Genomic DNA, 15,468 nt, shown 5'->3' with positions numbered 1-15,468 from the left:
TCCGGTCTCTTGCGGGGGGAGTGTCAGCGGCTTACGTAATGGCCGACTGTTTTGCAAGATCAGGTTATTTTTCCGCCCATGCCCTTTGCCCAGTTGAAAGACCGCGCGCTCGTTTCCGTGTCAGGCCCGGATGCCGAGAGTTTTTTGCAGAACATTCTGACCACCGACCTCGACGCACTGGCTACCGGCGAAGCAAAGCCGGGCGCTTTGCTGACGCCGCAAGGCAAAATCCTGTTCGACTTCCTGATCTCCCGCGCTGGCAAGAATTTGTTCCGCCTCGAGTGCCGATCCGATATATCAGACGATATCATGCGCCGGCTGATGCTCTACAAATTGCGCGCCAAGGTCGAGATCGCCAAGGTAGATCAGGGGCTTGTCGCTGTTGCGTGGGGAGATGATTCAACCACTTCGCAATTTGATTCAACACCGGTTGCCGATGCACGGTTCCTCGACGCAGCCGTCAATCGCTTTTATGGCGCCACGGCGGCGGGCGGCGACCCGGCCGAATGGCAAGCTCTGCGCATCGCCCATGGGATTGCCGAAAGTGGCAGCGACTATCAGCTCGGTGACGCCTTCCCGCATGATGTGCTGCTCGATGAAACCGGCGGCGTCGGCTTCAGGAAGGGCTGCTATGTCGGCCAAGAGGTGGTTTCGCGGATGCAGCATCGCGGCACCGCCAGACGGCGGGTGCTGATCGTTTCGGCCGAGCAGCCCCTGCCCGTCCCCGGCACAGAGTTGACAGTTGCCGGGCGACCGGTCGGCACGCTTGGCACGGCCGCCGGCACGGCGGGCCTCGTCATAGCCCGCATCGACCGCGTCAAGGCAGCGCTCGACGCCGGCCAGCCGATCATGGCGGATGACGTCCCTGTGTCGCTCACCATCCCCGCCTGGGCGAAATTCATCTTCCCGCAGGAACCCGTCGGCGCGGAGGAGGCCTGATGGCGGCCGACCGTCCCGGCGCGCCACCGCGCGCCTGGCAGCGCATGCTGTCGGGCCGGCGGCTCGATCTGCTCGACCCCTCGCCGCTCGACATCGAGATCTCGGACATCGCCCATGGGCTTGCCCGCGTCGCCCGCTGGAATGGCCAGACCATCGGCGATCACGCCTTTTCCGTCGCCCAGCATTCGCTGCTGGTCGAGGCGCTCTTCGGCGAGTTGGTGCCGGACGCCCCAGCCGATGCGCGGCTGGCGGCTTTGCTGCACGACGCGCCGGAATATGTCATCGGCGACATGATCTCACCGTTCAAATCGGTGATGGGCGGCAGCTACAAGGAGTGCGAGCTGAGGCTGCAGCGCGCCATCCATCTGCGCTTTTCGCTGCCGGTCGAACCGGTTGCGGGCCTGCGCAAGGAGATCAAGCGCGCCGACCAGATCGCCGCCTATTTCGAGGCGACGCTGCTTGCCGGCTTTTCGAACGCCGAGGCGACCGAATTCTTCGGTCGGCCGCGCGGCTTCAATGCCGACCGCTTCGATTTCACCCCGCGTTCGGTGACCTGGGCGCAAAACGCGTTTCTCAAACGCTATGCGGCAATCGAGAAATCGCGGCGCCAAACGCTGCAGCCGGCCGACTGAAAAACGCTAAACTAACCGGAGGGGATAACAGCGCCGTCCTCGGGCGAGTAGCCGAAGGTGTGGGCCCGCCGCGACGGATAGAAGGCCGGGGCGCCGATCGGATACAACCGCCTGCTACCGTCCCGGTCGGTCCAGCCGCTCCAGGAACCACTGCGTCAGCCGAACCCAGACCTCGTCTTTTTCGCCGGAATCCTCCCAGCCATGGTCGAGGTTGGGATTGTCGTTGACCTCTATGACGAAGACACCGTCCTTGGTCTCCTTGAGGTCGACGCCGTAGAGGCCATCGCCGATGCAGCGCGCCGCCCTCACCGCCGTCTCGACGACATGGGCCGGCGCCTCCTTCAAGGTGAAGGTCTTGATGCCGCCCTGGTCGGGCTTGCCGTTGGCCTTGTGGTTGACGATCTGCCAGTGCTTCTTGGCCATCAGGTAGTGCACGGCAAACAGAGGCTGGCCGCCGAGCACGCCGACGCGCCAGTCATATTGGGTCGGAATGAATTTCTGTGCGATCAGGAGATCGGAATCCTCCAGCCATTCGGTGGCAAGCGTCTTCAGCTCCTCAAAGGTGGCGCATTTCTTGACGCCGCGTGAAAACGATGAGTCCGGGATTTTCAGCACCAGCGGAAAGCCCAGCGTCTGCGCCGCCACTTCAAGGTCCGAGATGCCGGCGATCATCACCGTCGGCGGAACCGGCACCTTGTTGTAGGTCATCAACTCGTTGAGATAGACCTTGTTGGTGCAGCGGATCATCGACAGCGGATCATCGATGACCGGCATGCCTTCCTGCTGGGCGCGGCGCGCGAAGCGGTAGGTGTGATTGGAGATCGAAGTCGTCTCGCGGATGAACAACGCGTCGTAGTTGGCGAGCTTGGCCAAGTCCTTTTTGGTGATCGGCTCGATTTCGACGCCCATCTTTTCGGCGATCTTGGCCCAATAGCGCAGCGACGAAATCTCCGATGGCGGCAACTCCTCATGCGGATCGACCAGCGTGGCGAAGGTGTAGCGCGCCGGCGTGCGGCCCTTGGTGTCACGCCACTCGCGGCTGGTGTAGGTCTCGAGGCACTGCAGAAAGCGCTTTTCTTCCTCCTCGGTCATCCTGGCCAGCGGATGAAAGCCGATCTTGCGGATCGAGGCCCATTCGGCGCTGTCCGTGATGTGGACTTCCAACGCCGGCGCTCGGAACCAGTCGAACAGAAGCTTGGCGAAGCGATCCCATATCCTCGACGAGCCGATGCCGAAGAAGATGCAGACTTTTTGCGGAAAGGCTCCGCCCAGATCCTTGCGGCATTTGTTGAGCGCGAGTTCCAGCTCCGGCAGCGCATGATCGTAGAGCTTGCGCTCCGACAGGTCGATCATCGTCTCGACCGTCGGAATGACCTTGTGACCGCGCGACCCGGCGAGCAGCGAGGCATAGTAGCCGCGGCTTTGGTAGCCGTAATTGTTCGACAGGTTGATGACTTTCGGCCGCTGGCCGCGAAACAGCGCCGGATGCGCAAGATAGTCGCGATTGGTGATGATCTTGTGCGGTGTCGCCACCTGATCGAGATCGTTCTGCCGGCCGGTAAGGATGACCCAGGTCATTGTCTGTCGCGCTTTCCGAGGATTATGGCGGCACGCAATCCATCGCGGCCGAATTGCGCCATGTTCATGAAGATGCCGTAAGGCACCGGAATGTTGGCGGCATCAAGGATGGTCTCCTGTCTCTCGTCTTCGACCCAGGGATCGTGGATCAGGATATGGTCGCCATCGTCGCCGATCGCCAGCACCCAGTGCGGAACCTTCTTGCCAAACATAAGGAAGCCGCTGATCAGGACCAACACCAGTTTTCCTTCTGCGATCGCCGTGCGGATATCGTCGATGGCGAATGGACGGTAATTCACCGGGATGCCGTAACGTTCCGCGCGCCGGCGAAAGTCGACCTGCGCCAGTTCCATCACCCGCCGCTTGTCTTGGCTGCGCACCGACTGCAGGAACAGCGCACCATGGAAGGAGACATATATCTCGGCAGAGAGCCCGCTTTCGTGGCCGGCAACGGCGAGGCCGAACGGCTCGCAGCCGCCCGGCCCCGACATCATGAAAACGGTGGTCGACTCCCGCCACAAACGGATTTCCATCACCGGCTCGGGCAGGAAGCCGGGATCGAAATTGGCCATCGCCATCATCAGGCAGCACGGGCCGCAAGTGAATTCGCAGGTCTGCTGGTAGAACGGCACCTTGGTGGCGACCGGAATGTCGCCGCGCAAGGTCTTTTCATAGCGCAGCGCCGTGGCGCCGTCCTCGTAATAGTCCGGTTCGCGGCCGATCTTGCGGTAGCCGCTCTGCTCGTAAATGCGGATGGCTCGGCTGTTGTCCTCGCGCACCTCGAGACGCAGCATCATCCGGTTGTGCTCGAAGGCGGCTTCCTCGGCCCGTTCCAGCAGCATGCGGCCAATGCCAAGCCCGCCGGAAAGCGGACCGGTGGCGATGGAATAGAGCCGCGCGACTCCGCTGCCCTTGCGAAACAGCACGACCGCATAGCCGGCGATGCGGCCGTCGTTTTCGGCAACCAGCATCTCGGCGGTCTCGCGTTCGATCAACTGGCGAAAGGAACGCCGGGAAATGCGGTCGCCAGAGAAAACAGCCTTCTCGATCACCGCGAGGTCATCGACGTCGGACGCGCGGGCCGTGCGAATCTCGGCAGGCATGCGGGCTTGGAAAACCTCGATTGGATTGTGGAAAGGCCTGGTCAGAAGTGTCGACAACACAGCCGAAGCGCCAGCATCCGTCAAGCGCTATCGCACCTCGATTCGGGCTGAATTGTGACAGTTTCGGCGGCGCATGACCCCGAAAATCGAAATCGATTTTCGGAAAGGATCATGCGCAAAATTAAAGTGCTACAGCGACCTTTGCGCGTCCAAAGACGCCCCGGCGCTGTAGACGCAACCTTTGTAAAACAGGCGCAGCTCAGCTGGCCAGCCCGGCAATAAGCTGGCTGTAGGCGCTCTTCGCCACTGCGGTCAGCTGCGCGCGCGGCAGCGAGCCGACGACGGCGCAGCCATAGCCCTTATCCAACCAGTAGATCGCCTCGGGGCCGTCCTCTTCCGATCCATAAGTGCCCTTAGTTTTCTCGGCCGATTCCGCGGTGACGAACAGCGAGATGCGCTCGCCGTTGGCGTCCTCATAGAGCAACATCGCGGCCTTGCTCTCGCCAGCGGGCAGCAGCCGGCCGCCGACGAGCTGGAATCCTTGCGCCGCCAGATCCGGTGCGACCAGCTTCAGGCCGACCCTATTGGACAGCCAGGTCTGCAGATGATCCTTGTCGCTGGCCGGCACTTCCACCGCATGCCGCTGCTCGGCGGCATAGAGGACATGGGCTGCGATCGCCTGCTCGGCGAGTTGGTCCTCGGCCGGATCTTCCAGACCGAGATGGTCGATGCCGGCGACATAACCGCCAACACCGCCAATGGCCAGCATCGCCGCTGCGGCAGCCGCCCGCCACCAGCGCGAGCTCGATGCCGCCGTCTCGACCGGCGCCTCGTCGAGCACGATTTTTTTCAACCGTGCCGGCACCGGCTCGTCGAGCACGCCGGCGAAGGCGGCACGCAGCGCTGCGCGGTCGGCGACATAGCGGACGCTCCTCGCCTTCATTTCAGGATTGGCCTCGAGCCAGGCGTCATAAGCCACGCGCTCTTCAACCGGCAACTCGCCATCGAGGGCCATATGGATGTCGCGTTCGGAAAAGTCGCGCCGGGTCATTTCTCAACGATCCTTATCGCCCGGCGACGCGCGGCATCATCCAGCAACCCGCGCAACTCGTCACGCCCGCGCGCGATGCGCGACATCAGCGTGCCGGCCGGAACGCCGAGGATGTTGGCGGCCTCGGCATAGGAAAAGCCTTCGATGGCGACCATGACCAGTGCTGCGCGCCGATCGGGGCTGATCGCCTGCAACGCGTCGATGATCTCGCGCGAGGCGATGCTCTCCACCTGCTCAGCGGGTGCTGCCTGCGCCTCGCGCGCTTCCAGTGGCAGCATCGCTGCTTCGCCGCGCCGGTTCACCTTGCGCATCTGGTCGATGAACAAATGATGCATGATCGTAAACAGCCACCTCCTGGGGCTTTCTCCGGTCTGCCAATTGTCGAGCCGCACAAGCGCCCGTTCGAGACAGTCCTGAACGAGATCGTCGGCGGAATCGCGATCGCGCAGCAGCGAGCGCGCATAACGGCGCAGGCGTGGTATCTCGCCCAGGATTGCTGCCTTCTTTTCGTCCATGACCGCTGGTTCTGAGGTCGCCCTTGTTCATCCGATTGAACGCGCCTTCACGGCGCGGCGCAAGCGGCCGGCGCGAAGCGGTCCGCCGCCCGGCCACCCAAGCAACAGGATAACGCTGGCGCGGACCGGTTTATTCCCGGTGGGATTGAGAGGCAAAGCAGAGTCGTCCCATCGCGGCCGACGCGACAAAGGCCCCGATAACCCGCCGTGGCATGTGCCGGAAGGCGCAGCGCTGCGGAATATCCCGCGCCGTATTGGGACTCACAGTTGAACCGCCGGGACCGGGCTCGCCAACGTCAGTCTTCTCATGCCTCGTCGGTGAATGCCTTCATGTCGCAGTTGGGATCGGATGGCCGCAACGCGGCACACTTCTCCTGCAACACCGCAATCCGGTCACGCAAAGGCTTGCGGGCGTGGTTACGCTCAAGTTCATGCAAAAGTGCAATCCGCACTGCTTCCGTTTTGCTGGCGGCGTTGATCTCGCGCTGCAATTTTGTGGCCAGCGCATCCACTTCTTTGTCGCGAATATAGAGAGGCACTTTTGAATATCTCCTGCTGAACCTTCAACTATTCCATTTTATTGGACATTCAAACAGATGATCCCTTAGGTTCCTCTCGCCGCTCTTGTCAGCAGCCGCTGGTAGAACAGGCCGATGCCGATCAGCACCGCGCCGAGGCCGATGAAGGACAGCGCCCTCAGCACGCCCTCCAGTTCCGACATGTCGAAGAGGAAGACCTTCAACACGGCGACCGAGATCAGCGCGGCCGACGCAACGCGCAGTACCTGCGACTTCAGCCAGACGCCGGCGGTGAGCAGCGCCACGCCGATGATCAGCCACAGCGCGGAATAGGTGTAGGTCTCGAGCTGGCCGAGGCCGCTCCACAGGCCGATGAACTCGCCCTTGAACAGCCGCCGCACCGACAGCGTCGCATAGACGAAGGCGAGCAGCGCTGCCATCAGCGCCAGCATCGCGGCATACCATTTCGGCCGCTTGTCACGCGTATAGAGCGCGAGCCCGCCGGCAGCGGCGGCCGGCAAGAGATAGGCTAGGAACAGCAGGTTGAACACCGGGATTCGCCCGGTCGATTCGTCGGTAAACAGCGGGTTCAGCGCCAGGAAATGCTGGATGACGATGAAAGCGACCGAGACTACGCCCGCGGCAAGCGAACCATAGCGCAGCACCAAGCTTGGCGAGCGCATGTCGATGGCGACCAGGATGGCGCCGGCGCCGATGGCGATCAGCGTGTAGATCGCCTGCTCGGCGAGCGTCGCAGCAGCCGTGTCGATGACGCCGCCATGCATGGCATGGCGCACCAGAATCGCAACTGTGAGCAGTGCAAACAGCGCAGCGCCCGCTTCCATGGCGAGGCGTGGCCGGCCATTGGTGGTGCGAGCGAGCTGCCACGCTGCAAAGCCGAAGGCGAGCGCCGGCACGCCGTAGCCCGGCAGCAGCCAGTTGAATACCGGCGTCGTCGACAGCAATTCAGCGCCGACGATTGTCGGATCAAAAGCGATACGGCCGAGCACCGCGATGACCGCACCGACCGAAATCCAGCCGAGCGCCGGGTAGGCGCGCCAGCGGGTGGCCAGCGCCGGCACGATGGCTGCAGCACCCAGAAGCATGGTCGTCCAGCCGGACCCAAAGGCCATGTAGAGCATCAGCAAGGCAGCGACTGCTGCCCCGCCAAGCGCGAACGAGACGGCAGCACCGCCCTGTAGCGGCGGCTGTTCACCGCGCGCAATCCACTCGCCGCCGGTGGCGAAGACCACCACCAGAAGGGCTGCAACCGCTGCGTAGACAAGATCGCGGTCGAGATTGCCGAAGGTGAGCCAGAGCGCCAACAGAATGACCAGCGGTGCGACAGCGCCCCATGCCGCCCATGAGGCGGCGCGGACGTGAGCCGATGCAGCAAATTTGCGCGCTGCCCAGAAGCCGGCTCCGATGAACACAAGTCCGAGAAAGATGCCGATCCTGAGCATCAGCGTATCGGCAACTGCCGCCGGCAGGCCTTCGACGTCGAGAACGCCACCTGAAAAGTCTGCAGCGACAGAGGTTGGCGGAATGATGCCGAGATAGACCAGCACCGTCGCCAGCCCTGCGGCGTGCAGAAGCGCCAGCGCCAGCGGCCGGTAGAGCGCCACCGCGACCAGGGCTGCGATAAGGGCTGCTCCCGGCAGAGCATCGCCGGCAGCGTATGCGGGGTCGACGAACAGCGCCATCGCCGAAAGGCCGACGAAGAAGCCAGGCGCGACCGACGGCCAGTCGAAGCCACTGGCGGGTCCTGCATCGCCACCGCGACGGCCGAGCCAGACGAGGGCGAGCACGGCCAGGGTCACCGCGTTGATAAAGAGGATGACAGGCAGGTTGGTGCCCGGCGCATCGGTCATGTAAAGAATGGTCCAGAGGCCGGTGCCGACGAACGCTGCCGCCATCAGCAATTTCCAGTCGCGCAGGCGGGCGATCACGCCGGTAGCGGCGAGCACAATCGCCAAATAGCCGAACAGCGCCCAAGGATTCGGCGCCTGCGAGGCGACCAACATGGGCGTCACCACCGCGCCGAGCAGGCCGACGCCGGCCAGTGCCTGGCCATGGACGAGGGCTGCTGCGATCGTCGCCACACCGATGGCGCCGAGCAGCGTGAAGGCGAGCGCCGGCCCGATGAAGCCGTAGACGCCATGCGCGGCATAAACCGTGCCGAACAGGATGAAAGCACCGGCCGCCGTCAGGATCGCCGGAATATAGGCGCCGGCAACGCCCTGCACCGGCACCTTGAAGCCGGTACGGCGGATGAACTCGCCGACGGCGACCAGCACCAGCCCGAGCATTGCTGCCATGCTCAGCCGCACGCCGGGACCGAAAATGCCGGCCTCAATGGTGTAGCGGATCAGAAACAGCCCGCCCAGCGCCAGCGCGATGCCACCGACCCAGACCGCCCAGCGGGTGCCGAGCGCCGTTTCAATATCGGGTTTTTGGGCCGCTTTCGCCGTCGCGGCGGCCGGTTGCGCAGGTGCAGGCCCAGCCGGCGCCGCATCGCCCGCAGCCCACGGTCCGGACGCAGCCTCCGCGGCTTCAGCCTCCGTGAGCGGCTTTTCCTCAGCAGCAGCTTCGCCCGCCGATGGCGGGGAAATGTCGGTCACGGCCGCAATAGCCGCGTCTGCCGGCATGCTGTCGTTTGCGGCCTGTTCTACCGGCTTGGCCTGCGGCGGGGCCCCCGAAAGCACGAGGCTGCGCAGCGCACCGAGCTCGCGCTCGATCAGGCCGATGCGGCTCTGCTGGCGCGAGATAATGACGAACAGCGCGATGATCGCGACTAGGCCGATCAGGCTTTCGAACATGGCGGTTCCCCCAAACCAGGCCAGTAGTTACCGACAAATACGGCGGCCAGACGGCCAGCCGAGTCAGTGCGCCGCCAGATCGGCGACCGGAAGACTGGCGACCGGAAAGATCGAGCATGTTTCGGTGCCGAAAGCCAGCGGACGCGCTTTGTATTTGTTGTCGATGATGCGCTGGAGCAATTCCAGGCCGGTATATTCAGCGATGTTGCGGTGCGGAATGGTGCCGAGGCCGAGCCGCGAGACCCGGCCGGGCTAGAGTTCCACTTCGCTCATGTAATGATTTCTCCGGCGGCGGTCTCGGTGCCAATCTCCTTGCCCGCCGTTTGGTGCTTGCGCAGGGCGGCGAGGAAGCCGGCGCGGGCACCGGGCGCCTCGATGCCGCGCGGCTCGTAGACATGGCGGGTAAAAAAGAAGCCGGTCAGCCGGAAGGCGTCCTCGATCGCCGCCGGATCGCCGCGCAGCCCGGAGCCGCGCTGCAGGAATGCGGGGAGCACCAGCATCTTGTCGCGCCACGGCGCGCCGGCCTGGCGCGACACGGCGCGCCCGGACTTCGGCGAGACATAGGCAAGGTCCTGCCTGGCGCCGGTCGCGGCACACTGGCTGAGATCGAGGCCGAAGCCGAGTTCGTCGAGAATCAGCAATTCGAAGCGAGCCACCAGCTCGCCGGCGGCGTCCGCATCGTCGAGATGGGCGATCATCACGGCCAGCGTCTCGTAGAGGCCGTCATGCGCGTCGCGCTCGGGCAGCAGGCGCAGATGCGCAGCCATGGTCTGCAGCCCATAGATGGCGACGGCGCTGTCCATCAGCCGGGCGGCGTTCATCTCAATCGCCTCGGCCTGAAAGGTGCCAAGATGTTCGTCGAGCCGCGCCCTCCACAACAGGTCGACGCGGTTGCCGGGCTGCAGAACCGGCTGCTGCTTGCGCGAGCGGCCGCCGCGCACAAGACCGAGGTGGCGGCCATGCGCACGCGTCATGACCTCAAGAATGGCGCTGGTTTCGCCATGCTTGCGGGTGCCGAGAATAATTCCCTCGTCGCGCCATTCCATGAACGCAGCTTGTCACCGCTTCGGTGGCGAAATCAAGTTTTTCAGGCGCTGTGTCGGTGCCCTCCGCGGCGGTCCGCGCGGAGGTGATCGGCGAGCACGTCATCGATCAATTGCGTGGCCACCAACCGGCTCACGAGAGCAGTGTCAATAGTGACTTCTTGTTTGAGCATGATCTTTTCCGAAAACCGGCTCCCACTTTTCGGGAACATGCTCTAATGCGGAAAATCCAGCCCCATCTCGCGATAGCGCTCGGGGTCGTCGCCCCAGTTCTCGCGCACCTTGACGAACAGGAAAAGATGCACCTTCTGTTCGAGGATGCCGGATATCTCCATGCGCGCCGCCTGGCCGATGGCACGGATCGTCTCGCCTTTGTGGCCGAGCACGATCTTCTTTTGGCTGTCACGCTCGACATAGATGGTCTGGTCGATGCGCACCGAGCCGTCCTTCTTCTCTTCCCATTTCTCGGTCTCGATATGGGAGGAATAGGGCAGTTCCTGATGCAGCCTGAGATAGAGCTTTTCGCGAGTGATCTCGGCCGCCAGCTGACGCATCGGTAGGTCGGAGATCTGGTCCTCCGGGTAATACCAGGGGCCGGCAGGCAGGGTTTCCGAGAGATAGTCGAGCAGGTCCTTGCAGCCCGACCCGGTTAGCGCGGAGACCATGAAGGTGCGCTTGAAAGGCACTCTTTCATTCGCTGCCGCGGACAGGGCCAGCAGCGCCTCGGGCTTGACCCGGTCGACCTTGTTGAGGATCAGCACCATCGGCTGGCGGACATCCTTCAGCCGTTCGAGGATCGCGTCGGCGTCGCCCCTGATGCCGCGCTCGGCGTCGATCAGCAGCAGCACGATGTCGGCGTCCTTGGCGCCACCCCAGGCGGTCGTCACCATCGCCGTGTCCAACCGCCGCCTCGGCTTGAAGATGCCCGGCGTGTCGACGAAGACGATCTGTGCGTTATTGTGGATGGCGATGCCGCGCACGATGGCGCGCGTCGTCTGCACCTTGTGGGTGACGATCGACACCTTGGCACCGACCAACTGGTTGACCAGCGTCGATTTTCCCGCATTGGGCGCGCCGATCAGCGCAACGAAGCCAGAGTGTGTGGTGGCGGCTTCTTTTGCCGGTGGGACGTCTTCGGTGGCGGTCATGCCGCGCTCCCCTTGTTCAGCCAGACGCCTTCGCGCAACAGCAGTGCAGTCGCGGCGGTTTGCTCGGCCTCGCGCTTTGAGCGCCCGCTGCCGGTCGCTGGCGGATAGGCGCCGACCTTGACGGTGACGGTGAACAACGGATCGTGGTCCGGTCCTTCGCGACTGTCGATTATATAGACCGGCACGGCGCCTGCCGCCTGATGCGCCCACTCCTGCAACTCGGTCTTGGCGTCGCGGCGGGCGGCACCGATGGCCTGGGAGCGCGGCCGCCAGTATTTGTGGATGAAGGCGCGGGCCGCCTCCAGCCCGCCATCGAGATAGAGCACGGCGATCAGCGATTCCAGCGCATCAGCCCGCAGATTGACGCGCTTGCGCCCGTCCAGGCCGCGTACGTCCGAGCCGGCACGGATCAACTCCGGCAAGCCGATCTCCTCGGCGATCTCGGCCAGCACCTCGGCATTGACCAGCGCGTTGAGCCGGAGCGACAGCTCACCTTCGGCAGCGTCCGGATACGCCGCCAGCAGCATGTCGGCAACGACCAGACCGAGGACGCGGTCGCCCAGGAATTCGAAACGCTCATAGTCGATGCCGGCATGGCTGCTGCGGGCGCTGGCATGGGTCAGCGCGCGCTGCAAACGCTGTCGGTCGGCAAAGGCGTGGCCGGTGCGCTCCATGAGCGCTTCGGCGAGCGCGTCGACGGTCAGCCGTTTTGTCGCCACCATGACCTATTTGACGAAATGGAGCAGGCGCGACGCGCGCATCTGCGACGGCCATTTCCAGATTTCGAGCGGGCTGGCGCTGCCACCGATCGAGAAGAAGATGAGATTGGCGCGACCGACCAGGTTCTCGTCGGGCACGAAACCGACGGTGAAGCGGCTGTCCGAGGAATTGTCCCTGTTATCGCCCATCATGAAATAGTGGCCGGGCGGCACATCGAATTCCTGGGTGTTGTCACCGATCGAGTTGGGTACCAGGTCGAGCGTGTCATAGCTGACGCCATTCGGCAATGTCTCGCGATAGACGTCGACCGGCCCGCTCTCCTCGGTGATGTCGCGATTGTCGATCTGCCCGACCTTCTGGCGCGGCACGCCGACGCCGTTGATGAAGAGCTGGCCATCCTTGACCTGGATCTTGTCGCCCGGCAGGCCGACGACGCGCTTGATGTAGTCGACGGAGGGGTCCGGCGGGAACTTGAACACCGCCACGTCGCCGCGTTTCGGCTCGGCGCCCCAGATGCGGCCCGAAAAGAGGTCCGGCCCGAACGGCAGCGAATAGCGCGAGAAGCCATAGGACCATTTGGTGACGAAGAGATAGTCGCCTTCGAGCAAGGTCGGCCGCATCGACCCGGACGGGATAGAGAATGGCTGGAAAAGAAGCGTGCGGATGACCAGAGCGAGCAACAGCGCCTGGACGATGACGCTGACGGTTTCGCCAAGCCCGCCGGATTTCTTCTGGGATTTTTCAGCCACGCTCATGTCGTCCTCGATTATGCGTTGGTTGGTATAGAGTCTCGGCGCGCGCTGGGCAACGTCATGCCGGTGGTCAGATGCAATCAATACGGCGCTTCTTGGACGGGCAACGCCTCGATGATCACAAAGGCTTGAGCAAGCGGAAAATCATCGGTGATGGTGAGGTGGATCGCCGCTCTGTGCCCTTCAGGCAGGATTTTGTCCAACTGCGCCGCCGCCCCGCCGGTCAACGCCATGGTCGGCTTGCCGCTGGCCAGATTGACGACGCTCATGTCGCGCCAGAACACCCCTTGCGCCATACCGGTGCCCAGCGCCTTGGCGCATGCCTCCTTGGCAGCGAAGCGCTTGGCATAAGAGGCGGCGCGAGCCCCGCGGCTTTCGGACCGGGCTTGTTCGACCTCGGTGTAGATACGCTGGATGAAGCGCTGGCCATGGCGCGCCAGCGATTTTTCGATGCGTCTTATATCGATCAGGTCGCTGCCGATGCCAATGATCATTGGGCGGGAACTTCCCGTCCGGCCGTTTCAGCTCTGTTCGTCAGGCGCATGGAGTGCGAGAAAGAGCGGCGTTGCCACAGACAGGGACGCACCCGCTCGAGAAGACCATCAGGCTTGCGGCGTCGAAAAAGCACTCTGTTCCTGTCCTGATCCACTACGCCGGCCCGGCTATCCGGTAGCGGTCGTGACTCCACATCTTGCGCTTCAAGCACGCCGGAAGGCAATTAAGGTTTCGATATAGCGACACCCAAGCCCCAAGACAACGAATCGCTGCCGCGATGGTCTCCACAGGAGGTAACCAAATGTGACGGGTTCGCCTTGCCCCGAAGCAGCAAATTGCATGGATGTCAGCTTGCGAGCAGCCAAGCATCAGCCGAAGTCCTATAGTGCACGGCCGGCGTTGCCGGTCTCGAAAACCCAGCCGTCGGGGTAATCCTCGGCAAAGCCAGCCTCGGGAATGAGCAGCGTGGCACGGTAAGGCACTGTGGGAGCCTCGTAGATGTACTCGGTCTCACTCACACGATGGTAGGTTTGCGGCAGAACGACCAAACTCGACGCGCCGGCAACCAGCCAGGCTACCGGAAAATCCGCCTTGTCGCCGACCTTCAGGTTCATTCTGCGAATTTGTTGCAGGTTCGTCGCCGGCGTAAAGCCGTAGTCCAGATCCACCATCGACTGAACCGCCGGCTGCCGCTGCCCATTAACAGTCCAGCCGGACTCGTTGCGTATGCCGGACTCGTTGCGGATGCCGGTCTCGTTGCGGATGATTGTGAGATCAACTGACTGGGAACCAATGAACCCGTGAACGCTGCCGGATTTGGTCGTCCAATCTTCGGCCAGTTGCACAGTGTAGTCCAAACGTGCCGGGCCCGCATCCGATAGGTATACAGCGGCTCCATTCAAGAGCCAGCCGAGATCTGTCTGCTTTAGCTGCACGACATCGTGCCCTGGTTCGTCCGTCCTGCGCCAGATAGCGAGTAGAGACACACTCTCACCTCTCGATTCGTTGTTCATCACTGCGATCAATTTTTCGGTCGGGGGTCGGATACGAGTTGCTGAAGGCTGCCCCCCAATATGACCAAGCTCACTCCGAGCAAGGCGACATCCTTGATCAGAAAGGCACCTAACCCGTTGAGGAAAGGAAACCCTCCAGAGCCCGTTTCCCAGATCGGCAGGGTGAGCATTGTCGAGGATGTCAGCGCAAAGATGACTGAACCGACGGCACCCCCTATGAGGCCGGCCCAAAAGCTGCGGACAGATGCTATCAGCAGAAACGCTGTGGCCAGTTCGACCACGCCCAAGAAAGAGGAGGTCCCCGCAGGTCCGAATGCGGGATAGAGCCATGCCAGCCAAGGCGTATTCTCGACGAATGGCCTAAGCGCCTCGATCTCGATTGCGGTGAATTTCAAAATGCCGATCAACAGCAGAGGCAGCACCACCCCCAAAAGGGTTACCGCGCGACCGACGGCAGCAAGGTGGTAGCCAGCTTGATTGATGCGCGCCACGAACGGAGCGTTGGCGGTTGCAGAGGTAAACACGGCCTTCTCCTTTCGATTTTGTATGCTCTAAGCATATAATAATTCGACCTTGATGTATATGTTCCGAGCATATATTTTTTGTCGATGACTGATTCCAGGATTGAAAATGTGATTGGCGCTCTAGCGCTCGCCTTTGCGGACATTTTGCAGCGGGACGCTCAGGCCAAAGCACCGGAGCCCGGCCCAGCGGCTTCCGCGATCACCCTCATTGGCCACGTACCAGGCCTGTCGATCGAGAGGCTGCGCCGCGCATTGTCCCTGTCTCATTCGGGTACCGTTAGATTGGTTGATCGACTGGTCGCGGATGGATTGGCGGCTCGGTTCTCGGCGCCTGACGACCATCGCGCGGTAGCGCTAAGGCTCACTCCTTTGGGCGAGACGACCTGCAGCGCCATTCTTTCTGCTCGTCAGACGGGGCTCGCGTCAGCGCTCGCTATTCTGACTTCGGAGGAGTTGCAGGAATTCGGCAACCTTGCCGCTAAGCTGTTGCGCGGGCTCGTCAGCACCGAGGACCATGCATACCGTATTTGCCGGCTCTGCAACTATACCGCTTGCCTCGACTGCCCTGTGGAAGCGGAACTGGCCTGAGCTGTGGCTTTGGCAAGACTAACCTTTCGC

At 62.9% G+C, this 15,468-nt stretch carries 16 protein-coding genes; 3 read left to right on the top strand and 13 right to left on the bottom strand.

Annotated features, from left to right (window positions below; all coding sequences use genetic code 11):
- The first annotated feature begins 78 nt into the window (after positions 1-78).
- Together ygfZ and NMG80_RS36200 are read left to right on the top strand one after the other, a co-directional pair.
- Positions 79-939: a CAF17-like 4Fe-4S cluster assembly/insertion protein YgfZ gene (gene ygfZ, locus NMG80_RS36205; protein WP_254022577.1), complete on the top strand. Its 861-nt coding sequence runs from the start codon at positions 79-81 to the stop codon at positions 937-939.
- Positions 939-1,571, top strand: coding sequence for an HD domain-containing protein (locus tag NMG80_RS36200; protein WP_254022576.1), 633 nt, complete (start codon positions 939-941; stop codon positions 1,569-1,571). The genes ygfZ and NMG80_RS36200 overlap by 1 nt, the downstream gene beginning before the upstream one ends.
- Positions 1,572-1,685: 114 nt before the next feature.
- Here NMG80_RS36200 and NMG80_RS36195 read toward each other — a convergent pair whose 3' ends face one another.
- From NMG80_RS36195 to NMG80_RS36130, 13 genes are all read right to left on the bottom strand, one after another.
- On the bottom strand, positions 1,686-3,149 hold the full coding sequence (locus NMG80_RS36195; RefSeq protein WP_254022575.1) for a RimK family ATP-grasp domain-containing protein: 1,464 nt from the start codon (positions 3,147-3,149) through the stop codon (positions 1,686-1,688).
- Entirely contained in the window at positions 3,146-4,252 is a 1,107-nt protein-coding gene (locus tag NMG80_RS36190) for a peptidase C39 family protein (protein ID WP_254022574.1), read from the bottom strand. Before NMG80_RS36190 ends, NMG80_RS36195 begins: the two co-directional genes overlap by 4 nt.
- A gap of 259 nt (positions 4,253-4,511) precedes the next feature.
- A complete protein-coding gene (locus tag NMG80_RS36185; RefSeq protein WP_254022573.1) occupies positions 4,512-5,303 on the bottom strand; it encodes an anti-sigma factor family protein in 792 nt (263 codons plus the stop codon).
- The gene (locus NMG80_RS36180) at positions 5,300-5,818 is read right to left on the bottom strand and encodes a sigma-70 family RNA polymerase sigma factor (protein ID WP_027152718.1); all 519 of its coding nucleotides are present in this window, start codon (positions 5,816-5,818) and stop codon (positions 5,300-5,302) included. Before NMG80_RS36180 ends, NMG80_RS36185 begins: the two co-directional genes overlap by 4 nt.
- A gap of 305 nt (positions 5,819-6,123) precedes the next feature.
- Positions 6,124-6,357 carry a type II toxin-antitoxin system VapB family antitoxin gene (locus NMG80_RS36175; RefSeq protein WP_254022572.1) on the bottom strand — a complete coding sequence of 78 codons (234 nt, stop codon included), beginning with the start codon at positions 6,355-6,357 and terminating at the stop codon, positions 6,124-6,126.
- A 65-nt stretch (positions 6,358-6,422) separates the two neighbouring features.
- Positions 6,423-9,155 carry a DUF2339 domain-containing protein gene (locus NMG80_RS36170; RefSeq protein WP_254022571.1) on the bottom strand — a complete coding sequence of 911 codons (2,733 nt, stop codon included), beginning with the start codon at positions 9,153-9,155 and terminating at the stop codon, positions 6,423-6,425.
- A gap of 269 nt (positions 9,156-9,424) precedes the next feature.
- The gene (recO, locus tag NMG80_RS36165; protein WP_254022570.1) at positions 9,425-10,201 is read right to left on the bottom strand and encodes a DNA repair protein RecO; all 777 of its coding nucleotides are present in this window, start codon (positions 10,199-10,201) and stop codon (positions 9,425-9,427) included.
- Between the two features lie 212 nt (positions 10,202-10,413).
- Positions 10,414-11,346, bottom strand: a complete 933-nt coding sequence (era, locus tag NMG80_RS36160; RefSeq protein WP_254022569.1) for a GTPase Era — start codon at positions 11,344-11,346, stop codon at positions 10,414-10,416.
- Complete coding sequence (gene rnc, locus NMG80_RS36155; RefSeq protein WP_254022568.1) at positions 11,343-12,068, bottom strand: ribonuclease III; 726 nt, start codon at positions 12,066-12,068, stop codon at positions 11,343-11,345. The genes era and rnc overlap by 4 nt, the downstream gene beginning before the upstream one ends.
- 3 nt (positions 12,069-12,071) lie before the next feature.
- A complete protein-coding gene (gene lepB, locus NMG80_RS36150; protein WP_254022567.1) occupies positions 12,072-12,821 on the bottom strand; it encodes a signal peptidase I in 750 nt (249 codons plus the stop codon).
- Between the two features lie 77 nt (positions 12,822-12,898).
- Positions 12,899-13,312 carry a holo-ACP synthase gene (acpS, locus tag NMG80_RS36145; protein ID WP_254022566.1) on the bottom strand — a complete coding sequence of 138 codons (414 nt, stop codon included), beginning with the start codon at positions 13,310-13,312 and terminating at the stop codon, positions 12,899-12,901.
- A gap of 381 nt (positions 13,313-13,693) precedes the next feature.
- Positions 13,694-14,326 carry a putative glycolipid-binding domain-containing protein gene (locus NMG80_RS36135; protein ID WP_254022565.1) on the bottom strand — a complete coding sequence of 211 codons (633 nt, stop codon included), beginning with the start codon at positions 14,324-14,326 and terminating at the stop codon, positions 13,694-13,696.
- An 8-nt stretch (positions 14,327-14,334) separates the two neighbouring features.
- Positions 14,335-14,850: a DUF417 family protein gene (locus NMG80_RS36130; protein ID WP_254022564.1), complete on the bottom strand. Its 516-nt coding sequence runs from the start codon at positions 14,848-14,850 to the stop codon at positions 14,335-14,337.
- An 84-nt stretch (positions 14,851-14,934) separates the two neighbouring features.
- Here NMG80_RS36130 and NMG80_RS36125 point away from each other — a divergent pair, with 84 nt between their 5' ends.
- On the top strand, positions 14,935-15,438 hold the full coding sequence (locus NMG80_RS36125; RefSeq protein WP_254022636.1) for a MarR family winged helix-turn-helix transcriptional regulator: 504 nt from the start codon (positions 14,935-14,937) through the stop codon (positions 15,436-15,438).
- Positions 15,439-15,468 lie beyond the last annotated feature (30 nt).

This window comes from Mesorhizobium escarrei, assembly GCF_935825525.1.
Lineage (GTDB): Bacteria > Pseudomonadota > Alphaproteobacteria > Rhizobiales > Rhizobiaceae > Mesorhizobium > Mesorhizobium escarrei.
This window is presented reverse-complemented; position numbering and strand designations above follow the sequence as displayed.

What these genes read in the sequence shown, in the direction of transcription:
- NMG80_RS36170 (WP_254022571.1), bottom strand. Translation starts at nt 9,155, where the DNA reads ATGTTCGAAAGCCTGATCGGCCTAGTCGCGATCATCGCGCTGTTCGTC.
- NMG80_RS36135 (WP_254022565.1), bottom strand. Translation starts at nt 14,326, where the DNA reads ATGAACAACGAATCGAGAGGTGAGAGTGTGTCTCTACTCGCTATCTGG.
- acpS (WP_254022566.1), bottom strand. Translation starts at nt 13,312, where the DNA reads ATGATCATTGGCATCGGCAGCGACCTGATCGATATAAGACGCATCGAA.
- ygfZ (WP_254022577.1), top strand. Translation starts at nt 79, where the DNA reads ATGCCCTTTGCCCAGTTGAAAGACCGCGCGCTCGTTTCCGTGTCAGGC.
- NMG80_RS36125 (WP_254022636.1), top strand. Translation starts at nt 14,935, where the DNA reads ATGACTGATTCCAGGATTGAAAATGTGATTGGCGCTCTAGCGCTCGCC.
- era (WP_254022569.1), bottom strand. Translation starts at nt 11,346, where the DNA reads ATGACCGCCACCGAAGACGTCCCACCGGCAAAAGAAGCCGCCACCACA.
- rnc (WP_254022568.1), bottom strand. Translation starts at nt 12,068, where the DNA reads ATGGTGGCGACAAAACGGCTGACCGTCGACGCGCTCGCCGAAGCGCTC.
- recO (WP_254022570.1), bottom strand. Translation starts at nt 10,201, where the DNA reads ATGGAATGGCGCGACGAGGGAATTATTCTCGGCACCCGCAAGCATGGC.
- NMG80_RS36195 (WP_254022575.1), bottom strand. Translation starts at nt 3,149, where the DNA reads ATGACCTGGGTCATCCTTACCGGCCGGCAGAACGATCTCGATCAGGTG.
- lepB (WP_254022567.1), bottom strand. Translation starts at nt 12,821, where the DNA reads ATGAGCGTGGCTGAAAAATCCCAGAAGAAATCCGGCGGGCTTGGCGAA.
- NMG80_RS36180 (WP_027152718.1), bottom strand. Translation starts at nt 5,818, where the DNA reads ATGGACGAAAAGAAGGCAGCAATCCTGGGCGAGATACCACGCCTGCGC.
- NMG80_RS36185 (WP_254022573.1), bottom strand. Translation starts at nt 5,303, where the DNA reads ATGACCCGGCGCGACTTTTCCGAACGCGACATCCATATGGCCCTCGAT.
- NMG80_RS36200 (WP_254022576.1), top strand. Translation starts at nt 939, where the DNA reads ATGGCGGCCGACCGTCCCGGCGCGCCACCGCGCGCCTGGCAGCGCATG.
- NMG80_RS36190 (WP_254022574.1), bottom strand. Translation starts at nt 4,252, where the DNA reads ATGCCTGCCGAGATTCGCACGGCCCGCGCGTCCGACGTCGATGACCTC.